The following is a 20411-nucleotide window of genomic DNA, read 5'->3' as shown; positions in this document are numbered from 1 at the left end:
GATTACCAATCTAATGATTCTAAAAATGCATAAATGTCTTCATGTAATTGCTCTTTTTCCTTATCAAGCGTAATGACGTGTCCGGATTCTTCATACCATTTTATTTGTTTTACGGGAGACTCGACGCCGTTATAAATAATATTTGCACTATCTGGGTTAATCATGTCATCATGACGCGCTTGTACAACAAAAACAGGCGCATAAATGAAATCTAAATGATCTCGTACATCAGCGATGAGCTGTTGCAACGCTTTTAGCGTTTTCATCGGCGTTTTTGCAAACTCCGCCATTTCGCGTTCGATTTGGTCTTCACTTTTTCCTTCTCGCTTTTTATATTCGCGAGCGTACGCTAAAACTCCTTCATACATCGTCTGTTCGCTTTTAATATACATCGGCGCACACATCGGCACGATGCCGACAACAGGAACAGTATAGCCAAGTTTTAACGAAAACACACCGCCAAGCGATAATCCAACAACAGCGATTTTTTCATGGTTTTGTTTTAAATATTCGTAAGCGTTCATCACATCTTGCCACCAATCTTCCGGGCCGGTATGCACAAGTTCTTCTGGCGGCACGCCATGTCCCTTATAAATTGGGGCGTGGCACGTATATCCTTTTGACTGTAAAAAACGTCCAAGCATCCGTACATCGGCAGAATTTCCGGTAAATCCGTGCAATAACAATACTGCCCGTTCGCCTCCTGCAAACGTAAACGGTTGTGGTGCAACAAGCTTCACAGATGATTCCTCCTTCCTCCATGAAAAAAGCGATCCGCATCGCTGGACCGCTGTTACAGTTCAAAATAAGTGACAGCTACTGTTAATACGAAAAACAGCACCGCAAGGACAACAGTCAGACGGTGTAACACCGCATCAATGCCGCGTGCTTTCTGTTTGCCAAACAATTGTTCAGCACCGCCGGTAATCGCACCAGAAAGCCCTGCACTTCGGCCTGATTGCAATAAAACAACCGCAATGATTCCAATACAAACAATTACAAGTAGCGTAACAAGAAACGCATGCATACTTTACACCTCCAACGACGCACATCACAATAGTTTTATTTTAACATAACACTATTCATTTGTACAACGGACGAAAAGATCTGATGAAGATCTCCAATCGATGATCGAAGCCGTTGGCTACCATGACACTTCGCGGACGTTTACGGTGCGTACGTTGGTTGCCTTTTTTCTGTTGGCGTCACTTCACGAAAGGAAAAGTTTCCGTCATGGCACCGATGTGGCGAAGATGTACGGGTTGCCAACGTTTCATTACTCGACGGTTTCTAAGAAAGCGAAAGAAGTTCCGTACGACGTGATGAAGCGCTTATTTGCTTTGGTGGTTTCGAAATGCAATCGCCACACCCGCCGTTCGCTTCGCTTCCGAAAGCGTTGCGTGTAGTAGATTCCACGACTGTCACTAACACCTTTCTTCCTCCCCCTCTTCGATCGTGGCGTATTTTACTTGCCAGTTAGGAACAAAACAATGTCGTTCCAAGAAACGCCATCGCGTCGTGATCTTTCAGAATGCGAACAGGCATGACATCCGTGTCGTCACGAACGTCTTGGAAGCATCGGCAGAAAAGATTGCCGAAATGTATCAAGTGCGTTGGACGGTGGAAGTGTTTTTCCGTTGGCTGAAGCAATATCTAAACGTTCCGACCTTATTTGGCACGAACGAGCACGCGGTATACAACCAACTGTTTGCAGCATTTATCGCTTATGTGTTACTAAGATGGCTATATCCCCGAACGGAAAAACGGACAACCTCGTCTCTTTCCTTTCTTTCGTTTGTCCGTCGTTTTTTCTCTGGGCAACTTCCTCTCGAATGGAAATCCGAGATGGCAGCTGTCTTATTTGAGTATACTCACATTTCCGGGAGAAGTATGCCTAATTTTGGATAATCATCAGCCGTGCCTTAGTATGATTTAACGACTTCTAAAAGTAATTCCCGAACCCTTTCATGAACTTTTAATTCTTCAGAAAAATGGGAGGATTTTTCTAAATGTTTCCTTAAAGGTTCGTAATAAGGATACAAAGCAAAAAATCTTTATACAACAATTTTCTTTGATACCTAGGTATCTTCTTATGAGCCAGGACATAACTTAAACTTCCACTTATTAATGAACAAAGTAACTATTCAGCCACATCATAAAGTGAGCTGAATAGTTACATTATCAATGGTCTAACTAAAAAGACGACAACGCTATAATATAAAATAAGCGTGTCGTCAAATTTGTTCTATCGTACAGTTTGCTTTTGTTTTATCTTTTCAAACCAATCGTCTGCAACATCTAAATAGGGTAAGACATTCTTAGCTATTTCCATAAACTCTGCTTCTTCTAAGTTTTGTGTTTCGTTATCAAATCTAAACCAATCCTTATTGCCATTTTTATGTTCCAAGATTCTGAAGCGATTGTTTAAGTGAAAAGCATTTAACTTTTGAAATGGACGGATGAGATTATCAATCTTTACTTTTCCTTCTTCATTAACTTTCGCTACCCCAATCTCTATTAAAAATCCTCCCCCCCATTTATCAAATTGAAACGATAATAGATACCCCAGCTGCCCCCCTTGTTTCCTAAAATGAGGAAAGCTACCCTTGAATCCCCTGCTTTTTAACTCTGGGACTACTATTTTCTTTAAAGCACTAATCATCTTATCTTTATTAGACATAAAATCGCTCCTTACTGGTTAAAAACTTTCACGGTGTATGCTATATGATATACCATGCTTCTTTAAAAGCTTTCTAAGACTTCTACTTGGATCTACTTTACCAGTTCTTGAACTTATATAGAAATTCCAGTGCACCCTTTTCACTTTCCTATTTTTTAATAACCATGCATCTTTTGCAACCTGTGCCCTTGTGAAAATAGAAGCTGAGACTCTTCCTACTTTAACTTCATGTAGTGTACCATTTTTTACAATATCCGCTCGTCTTTTTGTTTTGCCAATATTAAATATTCTTTGAATATGCACTGGTTTAGCTCCTAACCTTCTAGCAAGATATTTCTCAGCAGCTAATCCAGCTGACCTAGCTGCCTTTAATCTTCCTCCACCAACCAAACCGAACGCAGCGGAAAACGCAACGCCTTTCCATCCTTTTCCTGCCTTGTACGCCTTATACCCATCATACGCCGCCAATCCCGCATTAATCGCCATCCAAACAAAATGCCCATCCGGATCGACCATCATCACCGGATTGTTGTTCGCATATGTGTAGCCGTTTTGGGTTAGAATATCATCCGAATCTCCCGGATCAGGGTCCATGGACAAGAACACACCATGGGTCGGGTGGTAGTATCGGGCGATCAAATAGTATAGTCCCGTCTCTTCGTCATATTGATATCCCGCATAGCGATAAGGGTTTTCGTCTGCCATCTCACCGGATTTTGAAAGAAGCTGGCCCCATGTGTCGTACTCGTAACGAGCGACCACGTTTCCTTGCGCATCGGTTAACGCGATGACATCGCCATGCGCGTTGTAGTGGTAGAAGTACGTCGCCCCGCCTTTTTTCATTGCCAACAGCTGGCCGTTTTCTCCGTATACATACGATTGTACCACATTTCCGCTCGCGTCGGTTTCATATAAGACGTTGAGGCTGTCGCCTTGGTAGTGGTAGTTCGTTACCACGCCATTCACGGTCTTTTGAATGCGGCGACCGTCGTCGTCATATTTGTATGTGACAAACGGCGCGCTTTCTCCTTTTCGAGTGATAGCGACAAGCTGATCGGCTTCGTTCCATTCATATTGGTACTCACTGTCTTCGGTCCGGTTGCCGTTCGCATCGTACGTGATCGTTTCATCGCCGAAACGAACCAACTGATTCGCCGCATTATAATCGGCCGTCGTCGTCGTGGATGATCCCTCTTTCGTTTTCACGATTTTCGTCCGGTTCCCGAATCCATCGTACGTGTACTCGATCGTCGTTCCATCCGGCCATTGCTCTTCCACTAGTTGATCTAAGGCGTCATAACGATAGAGCGTCTTCGCGCCGGTCGGGATGGCGATTTCTGTCCGATTGCCGTTTTCGTCATAACGGTACGTTTCCGCCAATAACTCGGTTCCATCTGCCGTCCCCACTGACAGACTTTTCACCAAGCCGCGGTCATCATACGTGAAGGTGGCTCCCGCTCCGTTTCCAGTCGTAAATGTGCGAACGTGTCCTCTTTCGTCATAATCAAAGCGATACGTATACGTTCCGTCTTGGACGATGGTATTTTGGTCCAAGGCGTTGTATTGATAGGTGACGGTTTGGCTAAACGATCCATGCGAGAACAGGAACTGTTGCAATTTATCCGAGGTGGTCGGATACGTCCATTTTTGTAATCCCCCGCGGTCGGACTGTTCGATGACCCGATTCGCCGAGTCAAATTTTCTTGTCTTCGTCGTGCCATCCTGTAAATATTGGACAGAACATGTTTTTTGACAAAAAACGGCCCTTACGTAACCTTAGTGAAAGGAAGAAGAGAATGGAGAAAATGAGCGTGTAAATCATTATTTTTAACTCTGAATTCTCCATTACCTCGTGATTTTCCACTAAAAGAACGTAAGAGCCCGTCTTATTTTGCATGAAACCGTTACTATCTAATTATAGTTTTCTAATCTTCGACATGGATCTCCACCAACCAATTGCTTGAACTCGATTTTACAACGATGTGATGATCGTTTTCCCATTTCAGTGTCCCAAGGTATCTTGAATACACAATTTCGTTTCCAACATCACGAACTAGTATCTGATCCATAATTTTAAGACCTTTCTCGTTATAGACCTCACATCTTAACTGAAATCCCTCTAATCGGTGAATTCCTTTTAAAATCGCTAATTTCTTACGGTCTGGACTTTTTTTAGGAGTTTTTCCAACTAGAAAAACCGCTTCGTAATTTTGTTTTATAATTTGTTCAAGCGCCTTCTCCACACATTCTGAAACTGTTAATTGTGGCAATGTCGAGTATCTTTCTAAAATCGGTTTAATATAAGTATGAACCAAATAGGCAAAAGCTTGAAACTTGGCATTAGCAGAGTCTAAATTTAAAAAATCCATAAAATCATAAGGGATCGATACACTAATCGCTTGTAAAGCATGATTTTCCTCATAAGACATTCTCTTATTTGGATCAGCCAAACAATAAACGATAATGTTTTCAAATTTTCCCAATTTTATTCCTAATTCACTTAGTTTATTTGAAAAGATCAACTCAAAAATTCTCATTTCGTGAATACGATTATAGTGTTTTTTAGGACGGTTTTTCCCCCAATCCTGAAAATGAATATTTACCATTTAATCACCCTTTCTTCTTGTCTACCAAGGACGTGGTCGCTTATGGTATCTAGATTGAAACACCCCCCAGCTCTTGCAACTCTATTTACATGCCCTTGTTCCCATCTCAATGCTTGTTGCCTTGTCATATTTTTCTTTACAACTCGAGTATAATATTTACCGCCATATTTTTTAGCCCATTTATTAGCCTGTCTGGTGGCTCTATACGATTTACCGGATTTTGAAATCCGTCCCCCACTTATTCCAACTTTCAATACTTGTTTTTTTCCATTAACATATTGATATATCTCGTAACCATGATTTGCTCTTCTACTCCAGAGACTATTTCCATTGATTTTTTTAACAAATGAAACAGCTTTAGATGCAGCTTTTAGCTTTCCGATACCAATAACACCCATCGCTACCGTAGCTGTGACACCTATCCATCATTTTCCTGCCTTGTACGCCTTATACCCTTCATACGCCGCCAATCCCGCATTAACGACCATCCACACAAAATGCCCATCCGGATCGACCATCATCACCGGGTTGTTGTTCGCATACGTATAGCCGTTTTGCGTCAGAATATCATCGGCATCGCCTGGGTCTGGGTCTAAAGATAGGAACACGCCATGCTCTGGGTGGTAGTACCGAGCAATCAGATAGTAGAGCCCCGTTTCGTTGTCATATTGATATCCCGCATAGCGGTATGGATTTTCATCCGCCACAGCGCCCGATTTTGACAGAAGGTTGCCCCACGCATCGTATTGGTAACGGGCCACGATGTTTCCTTGCGCATCCGTTAGGGCAATGACATCGCCATGGGCGTTATAGTGGTAGAAGTACGTGGCACCACCTTTTTTCATCGCCAACAGCTGACCGTTTTCTCCGTATACATACGATCTTACCACATTTCCATCCGCATCGGTTTCATACAGAACGTTTAGGCTGTCGTCTTGGTAATGGTAGTTCGTAATGACACCATTCACATTCTTTTGGATGCGCCGGCCGTCTTCGTCATATTTGTATGTGACAAACGGCGTGCTTTCTCCTTTTCTTGTGATGGAGACGAGCTGGTCGCTGCGTTCCATTCATATCGATACTGGCCGTCTTCCAATCGGTTGCCGTTCGCATCATACGTGATCGTTTCGCCGCCGAAACGAACCAACTGATTGGCGGCATTATAATCGGCATTTGTCGTGGTTGACTGCCCATCCTTTGTTTTCACCACTTTCGTCCGGTTGCCGTTTTCATCGTAACGGTACGTTTCCGATAAAATTTCTTTTCCGTCCGCCGTACCGACCGAAACGCTTTCCACTAAGCCACGTTCATCATACGTAAAGGTCGAACCGGCTCCGTTTCCCGTCGTGAAGGTGCGAACGTTTCCTCTCTCGTCATAGTCAAAGCGGTACGTATACATTCCATCTTTGATGACCGTATTTTGGTCCAATGCATTATATTGGTGATTGATCGTTTGGCTAAACGACCCATGTGAGAGTATCAATTGCTGTAATTTATCCGATGTCGTCAGATAAATTCTTTTCCACTTTTTCTAAATTATAAATTTCATTTTCAACAACAATGTGATTGTTTGTCACCCGCAGATTTCCTTCCATGAGCCAGATTTCGTCAAACCACACCATTGTTGAAAATATTGGATATGCCGATTTTATCGACCGGCTTAGAATGTTGTATCAAAACGGTGCATTGTTCCAATCTTGAATACCTATTGAATTCTGCAATATACGTTTGGGCCACCCCGTTCTCCTAAAATACAAAGGAGAAACCCATAATATGGCTTCTCCTTTGTATTTGAATATGATTTTTTCTTTTCCTAGAAATAATGTTCACACACTCTATCCCATTGCTTATTAAAAGTGATTAGTCAAAAATGCTCAAATAGTATTTTGGAATTTTTCAATTAATAAATTCTCAATTTCTTCCTCACCGACGATTCCAAGAGGATTAGGAATCTTATCTGCTTCTTCTTTAGAAATAACTTCACATTCTGCAATTTCTTTTACACTGTCTCCGACACTTTTATAATACTTACCCATAAAATAGACTTTATATGGTATCTGGCTTAGGTTTTCATCACTAAATACTTTATCAGAATAATTAGTAATGAATCTCCACTTAAGTTTTTTTATACCGGTTATTCCTGTGTTTGCGATGAATAGAAATTGTTTTTGTTTTACTAACTGAAAAATTTCATCTATTGGAAGTGCCGTGGAAGAGAATTTGTTCAGATAACCAATTAAAATTTCTTCATCTTTATTTCCTTTTATTTCTCCAGATACAACAATACCATATGCATATTTACCAATATCTCGCAAATAAATTTCAAAAATATCCCCTTGACTGATTTCTTTAAAATATTTTAACCTGTTTTTTTTAAACTTTATTTTTACTTCTAATATTGTTATATCACGTATTTTTCTTTGGCCAAAATTTAGGTTAATCACCAAATTTTGTGATTTAGTGACAAAAAAGAGAAAGCACTGACGAGATCCTGGCAATAATGTTAGCGGTGAAATAAACATTAAGGAGGTCTCGTAAGTGCTTTCTATACCACTAGGATTGCCAGAATTTAAAGTGATTAAACAAGAACTTCTTTCCTATGGTTATGCGATTCATGTAGAGAAAACAGAGACACAGGAACGCTGCCCTCATTGTGGGTTTGCCACTTCCTCTGTCCACGACAGACGGACAAGAAAAGTACGGGATTTGGCGATTTTCCATCAACCGGTGTACTTGTTCGTAAAGGTAAAGCGCTATCGGTGCTGGAATTGTTCCCAAGTGTTTTCCGCCTCTTTGGAATCGATTCAACCCAATCAACACTACACCAATCGATTTTGTGAGTACTTGTATGAACTTTGTGAAGGCTCCACCATTCAAGAGGTTAGCCGAAAGCACCGCATCCCATATACGACATTGGAACGCATCTATTACTCCATCGCATCGAAAAAAGCAAAAGAGCGCCAAGCAGCAAAGGGGGCATCTTTTCAGGAAGGGATGGTGCTTAGCTTAGATGAAATCGCGGTAAAAAAGGGACATCAGTATGAAACCGTATTGATGGATGCCAAAGCCGGATCGGTCATGGGAATGCATGCCGATCGCCAATGTGACTCCGCCATCAACTTGTTGAGCCAAAATGTCCTGTCGAAAGAAATGGTCCAAACGGTGATTCTTGACATGTGGGAACCTTATCATAAGGCGGTTCGTGCCCTGTTTCCATCTGCTTCGATTGTCATCGATAAGTACCATGTGGTTCAAAAAGTGACACAAGCCTTGGATCAAGCAAGAAAGGAATTTTCTCCATTGAAAAAGGCTCGATATCTTCTCTTAAAAGGATGTGAAAAGCTTCGTAAGGACCAACGGCTTCGATTAGACGATATCTTGGAGGAGTATCCGGCACTTTCCATTGCTTATTATCTGAAAGAGTTGTTTCGGGATTTTTACCGAACCGATGGATATAACGAAGCAAAGGAACGCTTGGAAGAATGGATTAAGTTAGCCAAACAGAGCCCTTTTGCTTCTTTTCAGGAAGCAGCCAACACGCTTGAAAGGTGGAAGGAGCCTATTCTTTCCTACTTTTTGTGCCCATATACAAATGCCCGGATCGAGGGGACGAATCACAAGATCAAAAACATCAAACGCCGGGCATATGGCTATCGAAATCCAGAACGGTTTCGTTTGCGTGTATTTCTGGAGTGTACAGGGAACACTACAGGCAGTCAGGCTGCTTAAGCGCTCCCTTCTTCCGCTATCGGTATGATAGTTGGTAGAATGGAACCCGTCAAGGAAAGCACTTGACTGTTTCCATTCTACCAACTTCGTGGTCTGTATGCGGAAGAAGGATCCTGACTGATGAACCTATTTCATCCAGCTAACATGTTTCTAGGATTGAGTAGAAATCACAGAAAATGGTGAAGACCCAAAATAATTTTTCATAAAAAGGCTTCATCAATATTCTGTGTTTCTGTCAAGATAGGTTTGAAAATTCTATCTTTAAAGTACCCCCACGTTAACCAGACGACATGTTAGGAAAATAGGTTGGATTTATATATTTAAAAAATTTCCAATTATACTTTGATTTAGTTTTCATACTCCCAAATAGCGTACCGACTAATAGCTAAAGCTGTTTCGTTCCAGGTTTTTCTTGAACAATGGGCAAGTATTTTTTTGAGACGATCCTCTACACTTTTTATATTAAAGTCTTTCATTATAAACAATCCCCTAGCTATCTCCAATCCTGACTTTTCCACCATATTCCCTAACCTTTTTGGACTTGTAACATAGATAGTAAATACTTCAGCAGAATCTGAGTCTCCCTTGATACCAATATCCGCTTCAATTTCTATCCAAAAATCATCAGTCTCCTCTCCCCAGTCTTCATCCATTATCGTTAAACAAAATAATTCAGGAATTATCATTTATATGGCTCCCTCCATGCTAAAAATTCAAGCGTGCATTTCGTAACTTATATGTCTTTTTGTTGATAGGACTCTTATAAAATTCCTCAAAATTCGCTTGATATACCCTTCTTGTTTTCTTATACTGCATTCTAAATACTTTAGATTTATCTTTACTTCTATATCCTATCCATTTACCATTTTTGTAGAGTGGCTTAGCCCCTGATCCAACCCATGCTTTCCCAGCCTTTTTTGCTAGTCTCTTACTTACTCTCCCTACTTCTATAGTAGTGTTACCTTTTCCATACTTAGCCGCCAATAAAATCTTCATAATCTTGGCTGTTTCTCCCGCTTTATAAATTCTATACGCTTTAAAAGCCGCACCGCCAACAAGCCCTACACCTACAGCAATCGCTGCGGCCTTCCAACCGCCTTTTTTAAATGCCTTATATCCATCATAAACCGCAAACCCTGCATTGATGGCCAGCCATACCCAATGCCCATCCGGATCCACCAACATCACTGGGTTGTTGTTCGCATACGCATACCCATTCTGCGTGGGAATATCACCCGCATCCCCTGAGTCTGGATCCAAGGAAGGGAACACACCGTGCCCTAGACAATAAGAAAGCTGCTTAACGGAACCCCATAGGATAAAAAAACAGAAGGACGAATTTGCGTCCTTCTGAAGAAAAATTTTAAACTGTCAATCTGGTGAAAAATGATTCAACTTTGATAATATTTTAGAGCTATTCATTATGCCTCTCTTAATTTTACAGAGGTATAACGCTTTGAATTTTTCTCGTAAAGCGCTATTTCATCATCACTTATCCACATTAAATGACCTAAAAACCTATCGTAAATAAGTTCATCGGGTTCAGTTGACACTATTTTTTTTTCAAGTAATACTTTATCTTTTCTATCTTTAATCACCATCTTTATTGTAAAATCATACAGATCGTGATTACAATGTACCTCAGCTTTGTATTTTTTATTTGGACTTAATTTAGGCTTGTTCCAAATAAACTCATTAATATAGTTTAACTCCTTTACTCTCTCATAAGCTTCTTGAAAAGGATTAGGATCCCAATTTTTTTCTCTAATAACAAAATCGAGGCTATTTTTCAACAGTTCTAGGATCTCTATTTTTTTTTTGTTATCTGGATACTCTAGAAATTCTTGAATATTATATGGCACTAAGACTTGACAAAAACCATCAAAACATCCTAATAGTTTCATCTCGGAGTAATTACCACAATGGAAATTTAACTGCCTACAATCAGCGGTTTTATATTTTTTATCAAAGACCCGTTCATACAATTTGGTAATACATCTAGTTTGAAAAGAAAAACTTTTTTTAACGTCGGATATCCCTTCTTCTCCTAATAATAGAAATGTTTTCAGTAACATAGCTTACCCCTTTCTTTATGTTATCACGGTCTGACATGAAGATACATATTACCCCCAGCTTTTCTCACTGCATAAGCTCTTCCTCTCTCCCACTTTAGAGCTTTCTCTCTTCCATAAATATTTCTCTTAACAATCCGAGCATAGTATCTTTGATACCCCGCTTTTTTATTCCACTTATTGACCTGACGGTTAGCCCTAGGTGATGTACCGTTTTTGTTTAGCTTAGCACCACTAATACCTACTTTAACTATACGTTTTTTACCGTTAACTATTTCATAAATTTCATACCCATGATGAATCCTCTTTGAGAATCGACTATTACCATGCACAGCTTTAATAATTTTACTAGCAGCTTTGAACTTGCCACCAAAACCAACAAAATTGATAGCCGCCGCAGCTGCGACACCTTTCCATCCTTTTCCTGACTTGTATGCCTTATACGCACTATAAGCCGCAACCCCTGCATTGATGGCCAGCCAGACCCAATGCCCATCTGGATCCACCAACATCACTGGATTGTTGTTCGCATACGCATACCCATTCTGCGTGAGGATATCGTCTGCATCCCCTGGGTCTGGGTCTAAAGATAGGAACACGCCATGCGTTGGATGATAGTATCGGGCAATTAAGTAATAGAGACCCGTTTCTTTGTCATATTGATATCCCGCATATCGGTATGGGTTTTCGTCCGCCAATGCGCCGGATTGGGAAAGAATGTTCCCCCACGCATCGTATTGGTAACGGGCCACGATGTTTCCTTGCGCATCCGTTAGGGCGATGACATCGCCATGGGCGTTATAGTGGTAAAAATACGTCGCATTGCCTTTTTTCATGGCAAGGAGTTGCCCGTTTTCTCCGTATATATACGATCTTACCACATTTCCGCTCGCATCGGTTTCGTACAGAACATTTAGGCCGTCGCCTTGGTAATGGTAGTTCGTAATAACCCCATTCACATTCTTTTGGATGCGTCGGCCGTCTTCATCATATTTGTATGTGACAAACGGCGTGCTTTCTCCTTTTCTCGTAATAGAAACCAATTGGTCCGCTTCATTCCATTCGTATTGATACTTTCCATCTTCGAGACGGTTGCCGTTGGCATCATATGTGATCGATTCGTTTCCAAAACGAATGAGCTGATTGGCAGCGTTATAATCGGCATTGGTCATCGTCGACTGCCCATCTTTCGTTTTCACGATTTGCTTCCGATTGCCGAATCCGTCATAGGCATATTCGATTTTCGTGCCATCTGGAAGCTGCTCTTCCACTAATTGGTCTAGAGTATCGTAACGGTAGACGGTCGTTTCCCCCGTTGGGGATTCCACTTTCGTCCGGTTGCCGTTTTCATCGTAACGGTACGTTTCCGATAAAATTTCTTTTCCGTCCGCCGTACCGACCGAAACGCTTTCCACGAGGCCGCGGTCATCATACGTAAAGGTCGAACCGGCTCCGTTTCCCGTCGTGAAGGTGCGAACGTTTCCTCTCTCGTCATAGTCAAAGCGATACGTATACGTTCCGTCTTGGACGACTGTATTTTGATCCAAGGCATTGTATTGGTATGTGACTGTTTGGCTAAACGATCCATGAGAGAACATGAACTGCTGCAATTTATCCGATGTGGTTGGGTACAGCCATTTTTGCAGCCCGCCACGGTCCGACAGTTCCACCAGCCGATTCGCTTTATCAAATGTTCTCGTTTTGGTGGTGCCGTCTTTTAAATATTTGACGGAAAGTTCGTTCCCATTTTTATCATAACTAAATTCGTAATACGGGACGTTGTTGTAGGAAACAGTTTTGACTCTTTCGGCCCCGTCATACGTCCATTGAATCGTGTTTCCTTTCGGCAAAACCGTTTTGATTTTATTTCCGTTGGCATCATATTCATTCGTTGTCACATCATTCAACGGACCGACGGTTTTAATGAGTTTACCGGTCGCATCATAAGAATAGGCAAATGTTTGAGACTGGCCGTCGCTGGTTCGAATGACTTTTGAAGTCATATTGCCATTTAAGTCATAATCGTAGTTGACGGAAGTACCGTTCGCTAACAACAGCTGTTTTAAGCGATCCGATAAATCATACGTGTACTCTTTCTTGTTTCCTTTCTTATCGTACTCGCTTAACAGGTTTCCTACGGCATCATAATTCTTTTTCGCCACATAGCCTTCTTCATCCACTTCTTCCGTGACATAATTTCCGCTTGCATCATACTTGTTTTTCGTCACCACGTTTCCTTCCATTAAACGGATCGCGTCAAACCATACCGTTCCCGTGTAATTGCCACGGAAGACAGCGGATATGTCGATTTTATCAATTGGCTTGGAAGGTTGAATCGAAACGGCGGCACGGTTCCAATCTTGATTGCCAGTAGGGAAATCGACGGTATACGTTTGGGTCGTTCCATCCACAAAGTATACTTTAGCCGTAATGGAATAATCGCTTGCGCTCACTGTGCCATTGGCTTTTACATTTTCAGCTTTCGAAACCCCAGTAAGCGTAAGGTTAATTGGTGCATCACCAGATGTTTGGCCAACGATGATGGTCTGCTTATACTCACTTGCCGATTGCGTGGTGCTTGTTCTAGATATTTTTAGTGAGTACCCTCCATCAAATGATTGTGTAGAATCTACGCTTCCTCCTGTTCCACTCCAATTCGTGGTGGTTCCTTCAAAACTACTATTTACAACTGGGTTGTAGCTGGAAGAAACCTGCGCTTCTTCCAATTGAACATTATCAAACCAGGCTTCTCCGGAAGCATCTGGAGACTTATGATCGACCTCTAAATAGACGCGAATTTTGGCTGCATTCGAAGGAGTAGTAAACGTAACTTGCCGCTCTGTCCAAGGTCTTGTGCCTGTAAGTTGGCTATAACGATTATCCGCCCAAGAAATCGTTTGATTTTGACTATTCATGAATTGAACATTGAAAAAGGCATTGGCTTTAGTTAAATTCGTTTTGATCTTCCCGCTTAACGTATACGTGGTATTTGGTTTCACTGTGATTTCTTGGGTAGCCGCTACATAGCCAAGTTCTGTATTAGGAGAAGTAGAGTCAGCGACGATTTTTAACGTTTTTCTCCCTGTCAATCCATTATATACATTCGTGTCTTCCAGTAATTGCCCAGAATCATAATGACTGAGAAGATTCCAAGCGGTGATTCCTTGTTCAAAGCCGCTATTAGAGAGCAAATTCGTGGCACTGCCTAATGTATCGCTTTCTTCAATGATATTCCCATAGGCATCGTACTTCGATACAGAAGACGTTTTTCCCGATTGATCCGTTTCGGATACAGGATTTAAGCCATCATAGGCAATCGTGGTTGTATCGCCTTCCGTATCTGTCATGGAGATGACATCATTATTTTTGTTATACTCGTATGTTTCCGTACCATAACTATCTTTCGCCGTTAACACATTCCCCTTGGCGTCATACGTATATGATTCAGTAGGATTCGCTGCATTTTGATCATTCGGATCCCGTGATTCTACTAGATTATTTCCCTCATAAACATAGCTTGTCGTAATGTTTAAACCATCTACGTCTTCGATAATTTGAATTGGGTTCGCTGCTTCATTAAATTTATACTGAATTTTACGGCCATTCGGTTGCGTTACGACGAGTTGTCGTTTTGTTTGGTCATAGTTCATCGTATAGATGCGGTTTTCAGGATCAATCGCTTGGCTTAGCCTGTCGCCATTATAAATGAACTGATTAACGACCGGTTTTGCTTCCGTATGCGTCGGTTCCAATACTTTCTCTAACCGACCAAGTTCATTATATTGGTATCTCGTTACTTCCCCGCCCGTCTGGGTTACTTTTGTTAACAAGTCGTTGTTATACTCATACGTGATTGTCAGATTCATTGGGTCGGTAATTTTCTGGATTCTGCCTCTTGCGTTGTACTCCATACTCAGTTTTCTGCCCGACGCATCGGTAATCGACACTAGCTTTCCGTTAGAATAACTGTAGGTAGTGGCATTCCCATGTCCATCTACGATTTTAGTTAACTTGCCGTCACTTTTTTGAAAGTGGATTTTCGTTTGATCTTTTGTCGTCAGTATATATTCATCGGTTGTTTCGCTTAACTCCAAGTAAACACCTGTCGGGGCTTTATACGTGCCGTCGGATAATTTCGTGAATATATGGAGCGTGCCATCTTCATCCGTAAATCTTGCTTCATTTCCTTGGGCAACGATGTTCATTTCCGCATCGCTATGCCATCCTTTTCCAAACAATCCAACCGATGTGGATAAACTATTGTAAGTTCTTGTGATTTCAAGCCCCGGTCCTCTTCCGGAAATCGAAACATCGTCTTCGTCTATAATCAGATTACCGGTAGCGGCATTCACGCTGCCATACGGAACATCAATGATGGACCAGTACTCTTCTTTTCCTAAATACTCATTCGCCTCCGGAATTTTCACCGTCAATGCATTACTGGAAAATACTGTTTCCCCATCCGCATTGTATGCACTGAGTCGGAAGTAGTAATTGGTGCTTGTGGCGTATTTTGTCCCCATTTTCTCATACATTGGGGAAGGATCTTTCGGAAGTTCCAATCCCTTTCCATCATGATGCAACGTTAAGGTGCTGGAATCCCCCTGTTGGATTTCCTCCGGAGTTGGCCAAATTCCTTTGTTTTGTGTCGTCCAATGGTCCACGTCTCCTACATCAAATGCTTCATAGTAAAGTCCATTGAAAATCCACACTTTATACCCTGTCGCTCCAGGAATCTTATCCCAGTTTAACATGACATAGCCAGAGTTGCTCCCCGATTGATTGCTGTAAGCAAATCCAGAAGGTGCTGGCGGCACTGGCAAATCTGGAATACTAGGCATATACGCATCAGAAAAGACGGTTTCCCCTTGAGAGTTATAGGCACTTACTCGAATCCAGTAGTTGGTAGCCGTTGCGTATTTTGTTCCTGCATTAGCGTAGACCGGAGACGGATCAACAGCTAATTCTGTGCCAAGACCATCGTTTAAATGCAACTTATATCTACCTGCATTAATTTCCGTGGATGTTGGCCAATACTTTTTGTTTTTCGTTGTCCAAGAAGTGACGTTCCCGACATCTAACGATTCATAGTAGGAACCGTTAAAAATCCAAATTTTATACCCCGTCGCTCCACTCACAGGATTCCATTTGAAATCGATATATCCTGTTCCATTTCCGTTTGTATAACTTCCCCCCGTCGGAGCAGATGGTTTTGCCAAATTCGGAATGGTCGGCATATACGCGCCTGACATGGCGCTTTCGCCTTGAGGGAAAATGGCGCTGACTCGGAACCAGTAGTTCTTGCTATTCGGATAACTTCCACCTGAATTTCGATAGACCGGGGAAGGATCGACAGGAAGCTCCGTCCCTAACTGATCTTGGTGCAGGTCGTATCTTCCAGCGCTAATTTCAGAAGGGGTCGGCCAAATTTTCTTTCCTTTTGTGCTCCAAGACGTCACATTGCCGACAGGAAACGCTTCATATGCTTTTCCATTATAAATCCAAACTTTATAACCCGTCGCGCCAGGAACTGGATCCCAAGATAGGTTGACATATCCTGTCCCATCTCCGTTGCTAAAAGCCGTTCCCGTCGGTACATCAGGAATAGGGATCGTATACGTCACAGACAAGTAAGGCTTGTAGCTGCTGTTGGTCGCAGAAACAACTTTTTTCCAATACGTTTGCCCGTTTCCATTCGTATGAAGTTTCAATCCATAGTTGGGTTTCGTTCCGGATGCCCACGCTTTGACAGTACTCGTCACATCAAATTGTGCCCATTGGTCTCTTGCCACATCGACTTTGCCAATGTTCGTGGAGGAAGGTTTATTATTCCATGTTAAAGTGCTCGCAGACCATGAGCCGTTGACCGCATCCAGCCATAAGCCGGTTGCGGTTGTTGCATAATAGGAGTGTGTCACGTACACATTAAAAGTAGCGCTCGTTACGCTCATGTTTTCAACGCCGGATATGTCAGGGTTCAAAAACCCATAACAAGTCCCTGTCGTTCCATCATAATAACCGACTTTTAACACATATTGTCCTTGCGACGAATCCCATTTACTGGATGAGGAACCATAGTTGGTGGTCGGGTAGGCGCTCATGACAAAGGCATCGGTAGACACATTGATAGAAGTGCTAGGGTCAATATAAACCGGATAGACGCGCTTCGGATCTTTCAACCACTGCGGATCGGCTTTAACCGTTAAAATATACCCTTGTTCATCCTGTTGAAGTTCGTATGTTACATTTTCCGAGCGCTGTGCTTCTCCCGAGTGTTCGTCGATATTCGAATCGACCATAAATGGTTTAGGGAGTTCAAATACTTTTTCATTTTCTTTAGTTGTAAATAAAATGGAGCCATCCTCTTGAAGATCGGCATGCAAATCGGTTTTCAAACGAAATTTAAAAATGTGATAGCCTGTAAAAGCGTGAAGAACTAAATCTTCCTTCGTTGATTCATTAAATACGATATTTTGCAAGTCTATATTTGGAAAAATATTTTGATGCAAAATCTTATTTTCTTTTTTCTTATACGTAGCGGGAACATCTTTCGCTTGGATCGGCTTCAGCCCGTCCCCTGATGTCTCTAAAATAGAATACGAAATGGAATATTCGTTATAGAGAAATTCTGCATATTCCCCATCCACCATCTTCTTGTAAAAACGGGGTTCCAAAATGGTATTCTCTGCTTGGACCTCATTCGCGTGATGGGGATGATCGATGAGTCCAGTGGAGATTTCTTCAAATTGTTGTTCGTTCTTTTTCTTAATATGAATCGGCTCAAAGTAGATTTTCTTGGTGAACGTACCGTCACCATTGTAATACACTTTCGTATTCTCTGTTCGTTCTTCTATAATCTCTCCCGGTTTCAGGTTGATATTGGGTGCTTCTGGTACTTTAAGAGGTGATTGTTTCATCGCATTGTCAGATTTAGAATAGACGAACTCCGCCAATCCCTCCATAGGAATACTCGTAAAAACTAATAAAAATACTAACCACCAAACAAACCATGTTCTTAGATGTCTCATGTTTTCTCTCCTTATCAATCCTAAGTTGTCTAATTCGAGCTGCACGAGGAGATTTTATGCTATAAAAAACATACTCGCAATATTTTTCGACAAACAAATTTCGTCATTATTCGACAGAAATCGATTTTATCACTTAACCTTTCAGACAGTAGCGATAACGGTCTTTTTTTCAATTGTTTTGTACGAACATCCCGCTATGAGAAATGTGAGGAGTAGATGAACAATTAATGATTTTTTTAGAGGATTTGATTACACTTATTCAAGAAAAGTACAATGAGACATTAACCGTGCCTACTGATGACTCCGCTGAGGACAAATCTTTTAGATTGGGCTCCAATTTCGCATATTTTGATGTACTTGATTTGATAGAATCCCCATTGACAATACACGGAATAGATTCTAATGTTATAGGAAAAATATCACCAACATTAGGTGAAAGGATTTAAGGTGCCTAGGGTACTATGTACATCTAAATTCACATCTTAACCTCTCGTTCATGTAGTACACTCGGAGGCTTGTCACTTCTTTGTTTTGTTTGAATGATATGTAATTACCTTAATCGCATCAAAAACAGCGGGGGAGGCAAGCTTTTTTGTTTAGAACAGCAGAAAATCAACAGAAATTTAGAGACTGTCTTTAAAGCTTTTGACAGTTATCCTATTAAAGGCGGGGGTATCTATGGCTGAAACGACAACTTATTCATCTTTTATAACTGACTGGTTACCTATAACAATTGTTTCGGTAACTGTGCCATTATCGGTTTTAGTTGGTATTCTTGTATTTAGAGCATTAAAACAGAAATAACTATACTTTAGACATCATAAATGGGTAAATTCATTAACACAGGAGACATGTACCCGATTCCATTGAAGCTCGTTACGAAGCAAATCAAGCTTCCACTGGTGTTATCAAAAACAGCTTTATGTCTTTCAGTGAAGCCTTGGAACTACCCGACTCAAGGCTTCACTACTTTCAGAAGCTAGGACTGTGTACCTGCTTTCTTAACTTGTTGACCATGAGAAACACTCATTTGTCTAGTCTGAAATTTCAACAAAATACAAAAACAAAATGAATCCTGATTCTAAGACATCCCTATTTGATAAAACCATATAAATTCAACAGAGGGATACCAAAATGAATAAAGCAAAAATTATATTTACTACCATGACAGGTGTTATGATAGGGTTAATCGTTAGTATTTTATTATTAGTCATAAAAAGTACCGCAAAGGATTTTTTAAAAACATACTCTCTCGATTGGATTATTGATGTGCTACTTTTTCTCATATTTATCGTAATTGTAATACAATATATCCAAAAGAAGAGAAAAAACTAGAAATAAAGGATGCCCTCATGCGAAGGCATCCTTATTTTTTACTTCTTCAAGTTGTAGAATGTTTTTATTCCATCGTACACTGCTGTTTCGCCTAATTGGTCTTCAATGCGAAGCAATTGGTTGTATTTTGCGACGCGGTCTGTGCGTGATGGCGCACCTGTTTTAATTTGGCCTGCGTTTGTTGCGACGGCGATGTCGGCGATTGTGCTATCTTCTGTTTCACCAGAACGGTGAGAAATTACTGCTGTATAGCCTGCGCGTTTCGCCATTTCGATTGCTTCGAATGTTTCAGTTAACGTACCGATTTGGTTGACTTTAATTAAGATCGAGTTGCCGACACCTTGTTCGATACCTTGTGCTAATTTTTTCGTATTTGTTACGAACAAGTCGTCACCAACAAGTTGAACTTTTTTGCCAAGGCGCTCTGTTAATAACTTATGACCAGCCCAGTCGTTTTCGTCTAAGCCGTCTTCAATCGAGATGATCGGATATTTGTTGACAAGCTCTTCATACCAAGCAACCATTTCTTCAGACGTTTTCACAACGCCTTCGCCTTCTAAATGGTATTTGCCTGTTTCTTTGTTGTACAGCTCAGAAGATGCCACGTCCATCGCAAGCATCACTTCTGTGCCTGGTTTGTAGCCAGCTTTTTCAATCGCTTCGATAATTGTTTCGAGCGCTTCTTCGTTTGATTTTAAGTTTGGCGCAAATCCGCCTTCATCACCAACTGCTGTGTTGTAACCTTTTGCTTTTAATACTGATTTTAAGCTATGGAAAATTTCTGCTCCCATGCGAAGCGCTTCACGGAAGTTCGGTGCGCCAACTGGCATAATCATAAATTCTTCGACAAGTGACAGGCACCCATTCCCCGGAACGTATCCCTTGTAATAAACCGACCAATATTAGCATCATAATAACGTGCCATGAGGTAGTATAACCCAGTTTCTTCATCATAACGATA

General features: G+C 41.3%; 13 protein-coding genes and 4 pseudogenes. 3 read left to right on the top strand and 14 right to left on the bottom strand.

What is annotated here, in order from left to right:
- Positions 1 to 2: 2 nt before the first annotated feature.
- Both BO219_RS10945 and secG read right to left on the bottom strand, forming a co-directional pair.
- Positions 3 to 740 carry an alpha/beta hydrolase gene (locus tag BO219_RS10945; protein WP_077429549.1) on the bottom strand — a complete coding sequence of 246 codons (738 nt, stop codon included), beginning with the start codon at positions 738 to 740 and terminating at the stop codon, positions 3 to 5.
- Between the two features lie 53 nt (positions 741 to 793).
- Complete coding sequence (secG, locus tag BO219_RS10940) at positions 794 to 1027, bottom strand: preprotein translocase subunit SecG (RefSeq protein WP_004892478.1); 234 nt, start codon at positions 1025 to 1027, stop codon at positions 794 to 796.
- A gap of 79 nt (positions 1028 to 1106) precedes the next feature.
- Between secG and BO219_RS10935 the strand changes: the two are divergent.
- Positions 1107 to 1908 (top strand): annotated as a pseudogene (locus BO219_RS10935) (transposase); the annotation flags it as partial.
- A gap of 337 nt (positions 1909 to 2245) precedes the next feature.
- On the opposite strand, the gene BO219_RS10920 reads toward BO219_RS10935, so the two are convergent.
- From BO219_RS10920 to BO219_RS10900, 6 genes and pseudogenes are all read right to left on the bottom strand, one after another.
- Positions 2246 to 2680, bottom strand: coding sequence for a DUF4304 domain-containing protein (locus BO219_RS10920; RefSeq protein WP_077429547.1), 435 nt, complete (start codon positions 2678 to 2680; stop codon positions 2246 to 2248).
- An 18-nt stretch (positions 2681 to 2698) separates the two neighbouring features.
- Positions 2699 to 4234, bottom strand: coding sequence for an RHS repeat domain-containing protein (locus tag BO219_RS10915; protein ID WP_226373814.1), 1536 nt, complete (start codon positions 4232 to 4234; stop codon positions 2699 to 2701).
- Positions 4235 to 4605: 371 nt separating this feature from the next.
- The gene (locus tag BO219_RS10910) at positions 4606 to 5286 is read right to left on the bottom strand and encodes a hypothetical protein (RefSeq protein WP_012576005.1); all 681 of its coding nucleotides are present in this window, start codon (positions 5284 to 5286) and stop codon (positions 4606 to 4608) included.
- Positions 5280 to 5684, bottom strand: a complete 405-nt coding sequence (locus tag BO219_RS14465; RefSeq protein WP_143271292.1) for a hypothetical protein — start codon at positions 5682 to 5684, stop codon at positions 5280 to 5282. The genes BO219_RS10910 and BO219_RS14465 overlap by 7 nt, the downstream gene beginning before the upstream one ends.
- Positions 5685 to 5747: 63 nt before the next feature.
- Positions 5748 to 6817: pseudogene (locus BO219_RS10905) on the bottom strand (RHS repeat domain-containing protein); the annotation flags it as partial.
- A gap of 343 nt (positions 6818 to 7160) precedes the next feature.
- The gene (locus BO219_RS10900; RefSeq protein WP_077429546.1) at positions 7161 to 7808 is read right to left on the bottom strand and encodes an Imm26 family immunity protein; all 648 of its coding nucleotides are present in this window, start codon (positions 7806 to 7808) and stop codon (positions 7161 to 7163) included.
- A 16-nt stretch (positions 7809 to 7824) separates the two neighbouring features.
- Between BO219_RS10900 and BO219_RS10895 the strand changes: the two genes are divergently transcribed.
- Positions 7825 to 9015 carry an ISL3 family transposase gene (locus BO219_RS10895; RefSeq protein WP_077429545.1) on the top strand — a complete coding sequence of 397 codons (1191 nt, stop codon included), beginning with the start codon at positions 7825 to 7827 and terminating at the stop codon, positions 9013 to 9015.
- A 347-nt stretch (positions 9016 to 9362) separates the two neighbouring features.
- Here BO219_RS10895 and BO219_RS10890 read toward each other — a convergent pair whose 3' ends face one another.
- The 4 genes and pseudogenes from BO219_RS10890 to BO219_RS10875 form a co-directional block, all read right to left on the bottom strand.
- A complete protein-coding gene (locus BO219_RS10890) occupies positions 9363 to 9701 on the bottom strand; it encodes an Imm8 family immunity protein (protein ID WP_042412356.1) in 339 nt (112 codons plus the stop codon).
- Between the two features lie 318 nt (positions 9702 to 10019).
- Positions 10020 to 10293 (bottom strand): annotated as a pseudogene (locus tag BO219_RS15140) (RHS repeat-associated core domain-containing protein); the annotation flags it as partial.
- A gap of 143 nt (positions 10294 to 10436) precedes the next feature.
- Complete coding sequence (locus BO219_RS10880) at positions 10437 to 11090, bottom strand: hypothetical protein (RefSeq protein WP_014195316.1); 654 nt, start codon at positions 11088 to 11090, stop codon at positions 10437 to 10439.
- Positions 11091 to 11113: 23 nt separating this feature from the next.
- A complete protein-coding gene (locus BO219_RS10875; protein ID WP_420807103.1) occupies positions 11114 to 18049 on the bottom strand; it encodes a DNRLRE domain-containing protein in 6936 nt (2311 codons plus the stop codon).
- Between the two features lie 744 nt (positions 18050 to 18793).
- Between BO219_RS10875 and BO219_RS15040 the strand changes: the two genes are divergently transcribed.
- The gene (locus BO219_RS15040; RefSeq protein ID WP_268915863.1) at positions 18794 to 18919 is read left to right on the top strand and encodes a hypothetical protein; all 126 of its coding nucleotides are present in this window, start codon (positions 18794 to 18796) and stop codon (positions 18917 to 18919) included.
- 569 nt (positions 18920 to 19488) lie between these two features.
- On the opposite strand, the pseudogene eno reads toward BO219_RS15040, so the two are convergent.
- Positions 19489 to 20298, bottom strand: a pseudogene (gene eno / locus BO219_RS10860) (phosphopyruvate hydratase); the annotation flags it as partial.
- Positions 20283 to 20411: RHS repeat-associated core domain-containing protein (locus BO219_RS14850; protein ID WP_226373818.1), on the bottom strand; the 129-nt coding region annotated here is incomplete at its 5' end. The gene BO219_RS14850 and the pseudogene eno, both read right to left, overlap by 16 nt.

The organism is Anoxybacillus kestanbolensis (assembly GCF_001996285.1).
GTDB classification, from domain to species: domain Bacteria; phylum Bacillota; class Bacilli; order Bacillales; family Anoxybacillaceae; genus Anoxybacillus; species Anoxybacillus kestanbolensis_A.
This window is presented reverse-complemented; position numbering and strand designations above follow the sequence as displayed.

Coding starts and splice junctions, on each gene's coding strand:
- BO219_RS10880 (WP_014195316.1), bottom strand. CDS start 11,090: ATGTTACTGAAAACATTTCTATTATTAGGAGAAGAAGGGATATCCGAC.
- BO219_RS10900 (WP_077429546.1), bottom strand. CDS start 7,808: ATGTTTATTTCACCGCTAACATTATTGCCAGGATCTCGTCAGTGCTTT.
- BO219_RS10920 (WP_077429547.1), bottom strand. CDS start 2,680: ATGTCTAATAAAGATAAGATGATTAGTGCTTTAAAGAAAATAGTAGTC.
- BO219_RS15040 (WP_268915863.1), top strand. CDS start 18,794: ATGGCTGAAACGACAACTTATTCATCTTTTATAACTGACTGGTTACCT.
- BO219_RS10875 (WP_420807103.1), bottom strand. CDS start 18,049: ATGGAGGGATTGGCGGAGTTCGTCTATTCTAAATCTGACAATGCGATG.
- BO219_RS14465 (WP_143271292.1), bottom strand. CDS start 5,684: ATGGGTGTTATTGGTATCGGAAAGCTAAAAGCTGCATCTAAAGCTGTT.
- BO219_RS10890 (WP_042412356.1), bottom strand. CDS start 9,701: ATGATAATTCCTGAATTATTTTGTTTAACGATAATGGATGAAGACTGG.
- secG (WP_004892478.1), bottom strand. CDS start 1,027: ATGCATGCGTTTCTTGTTACGCTACTTGTAATTGTTTGTATTGGAATC.
- BO219_RS10910 (WP_012576005.1), bottom strand. CDS start 5,286: ATGGTAAATATTCATTTTCAGGATTGGGGGAAAAACCGTCCTAAAAAA.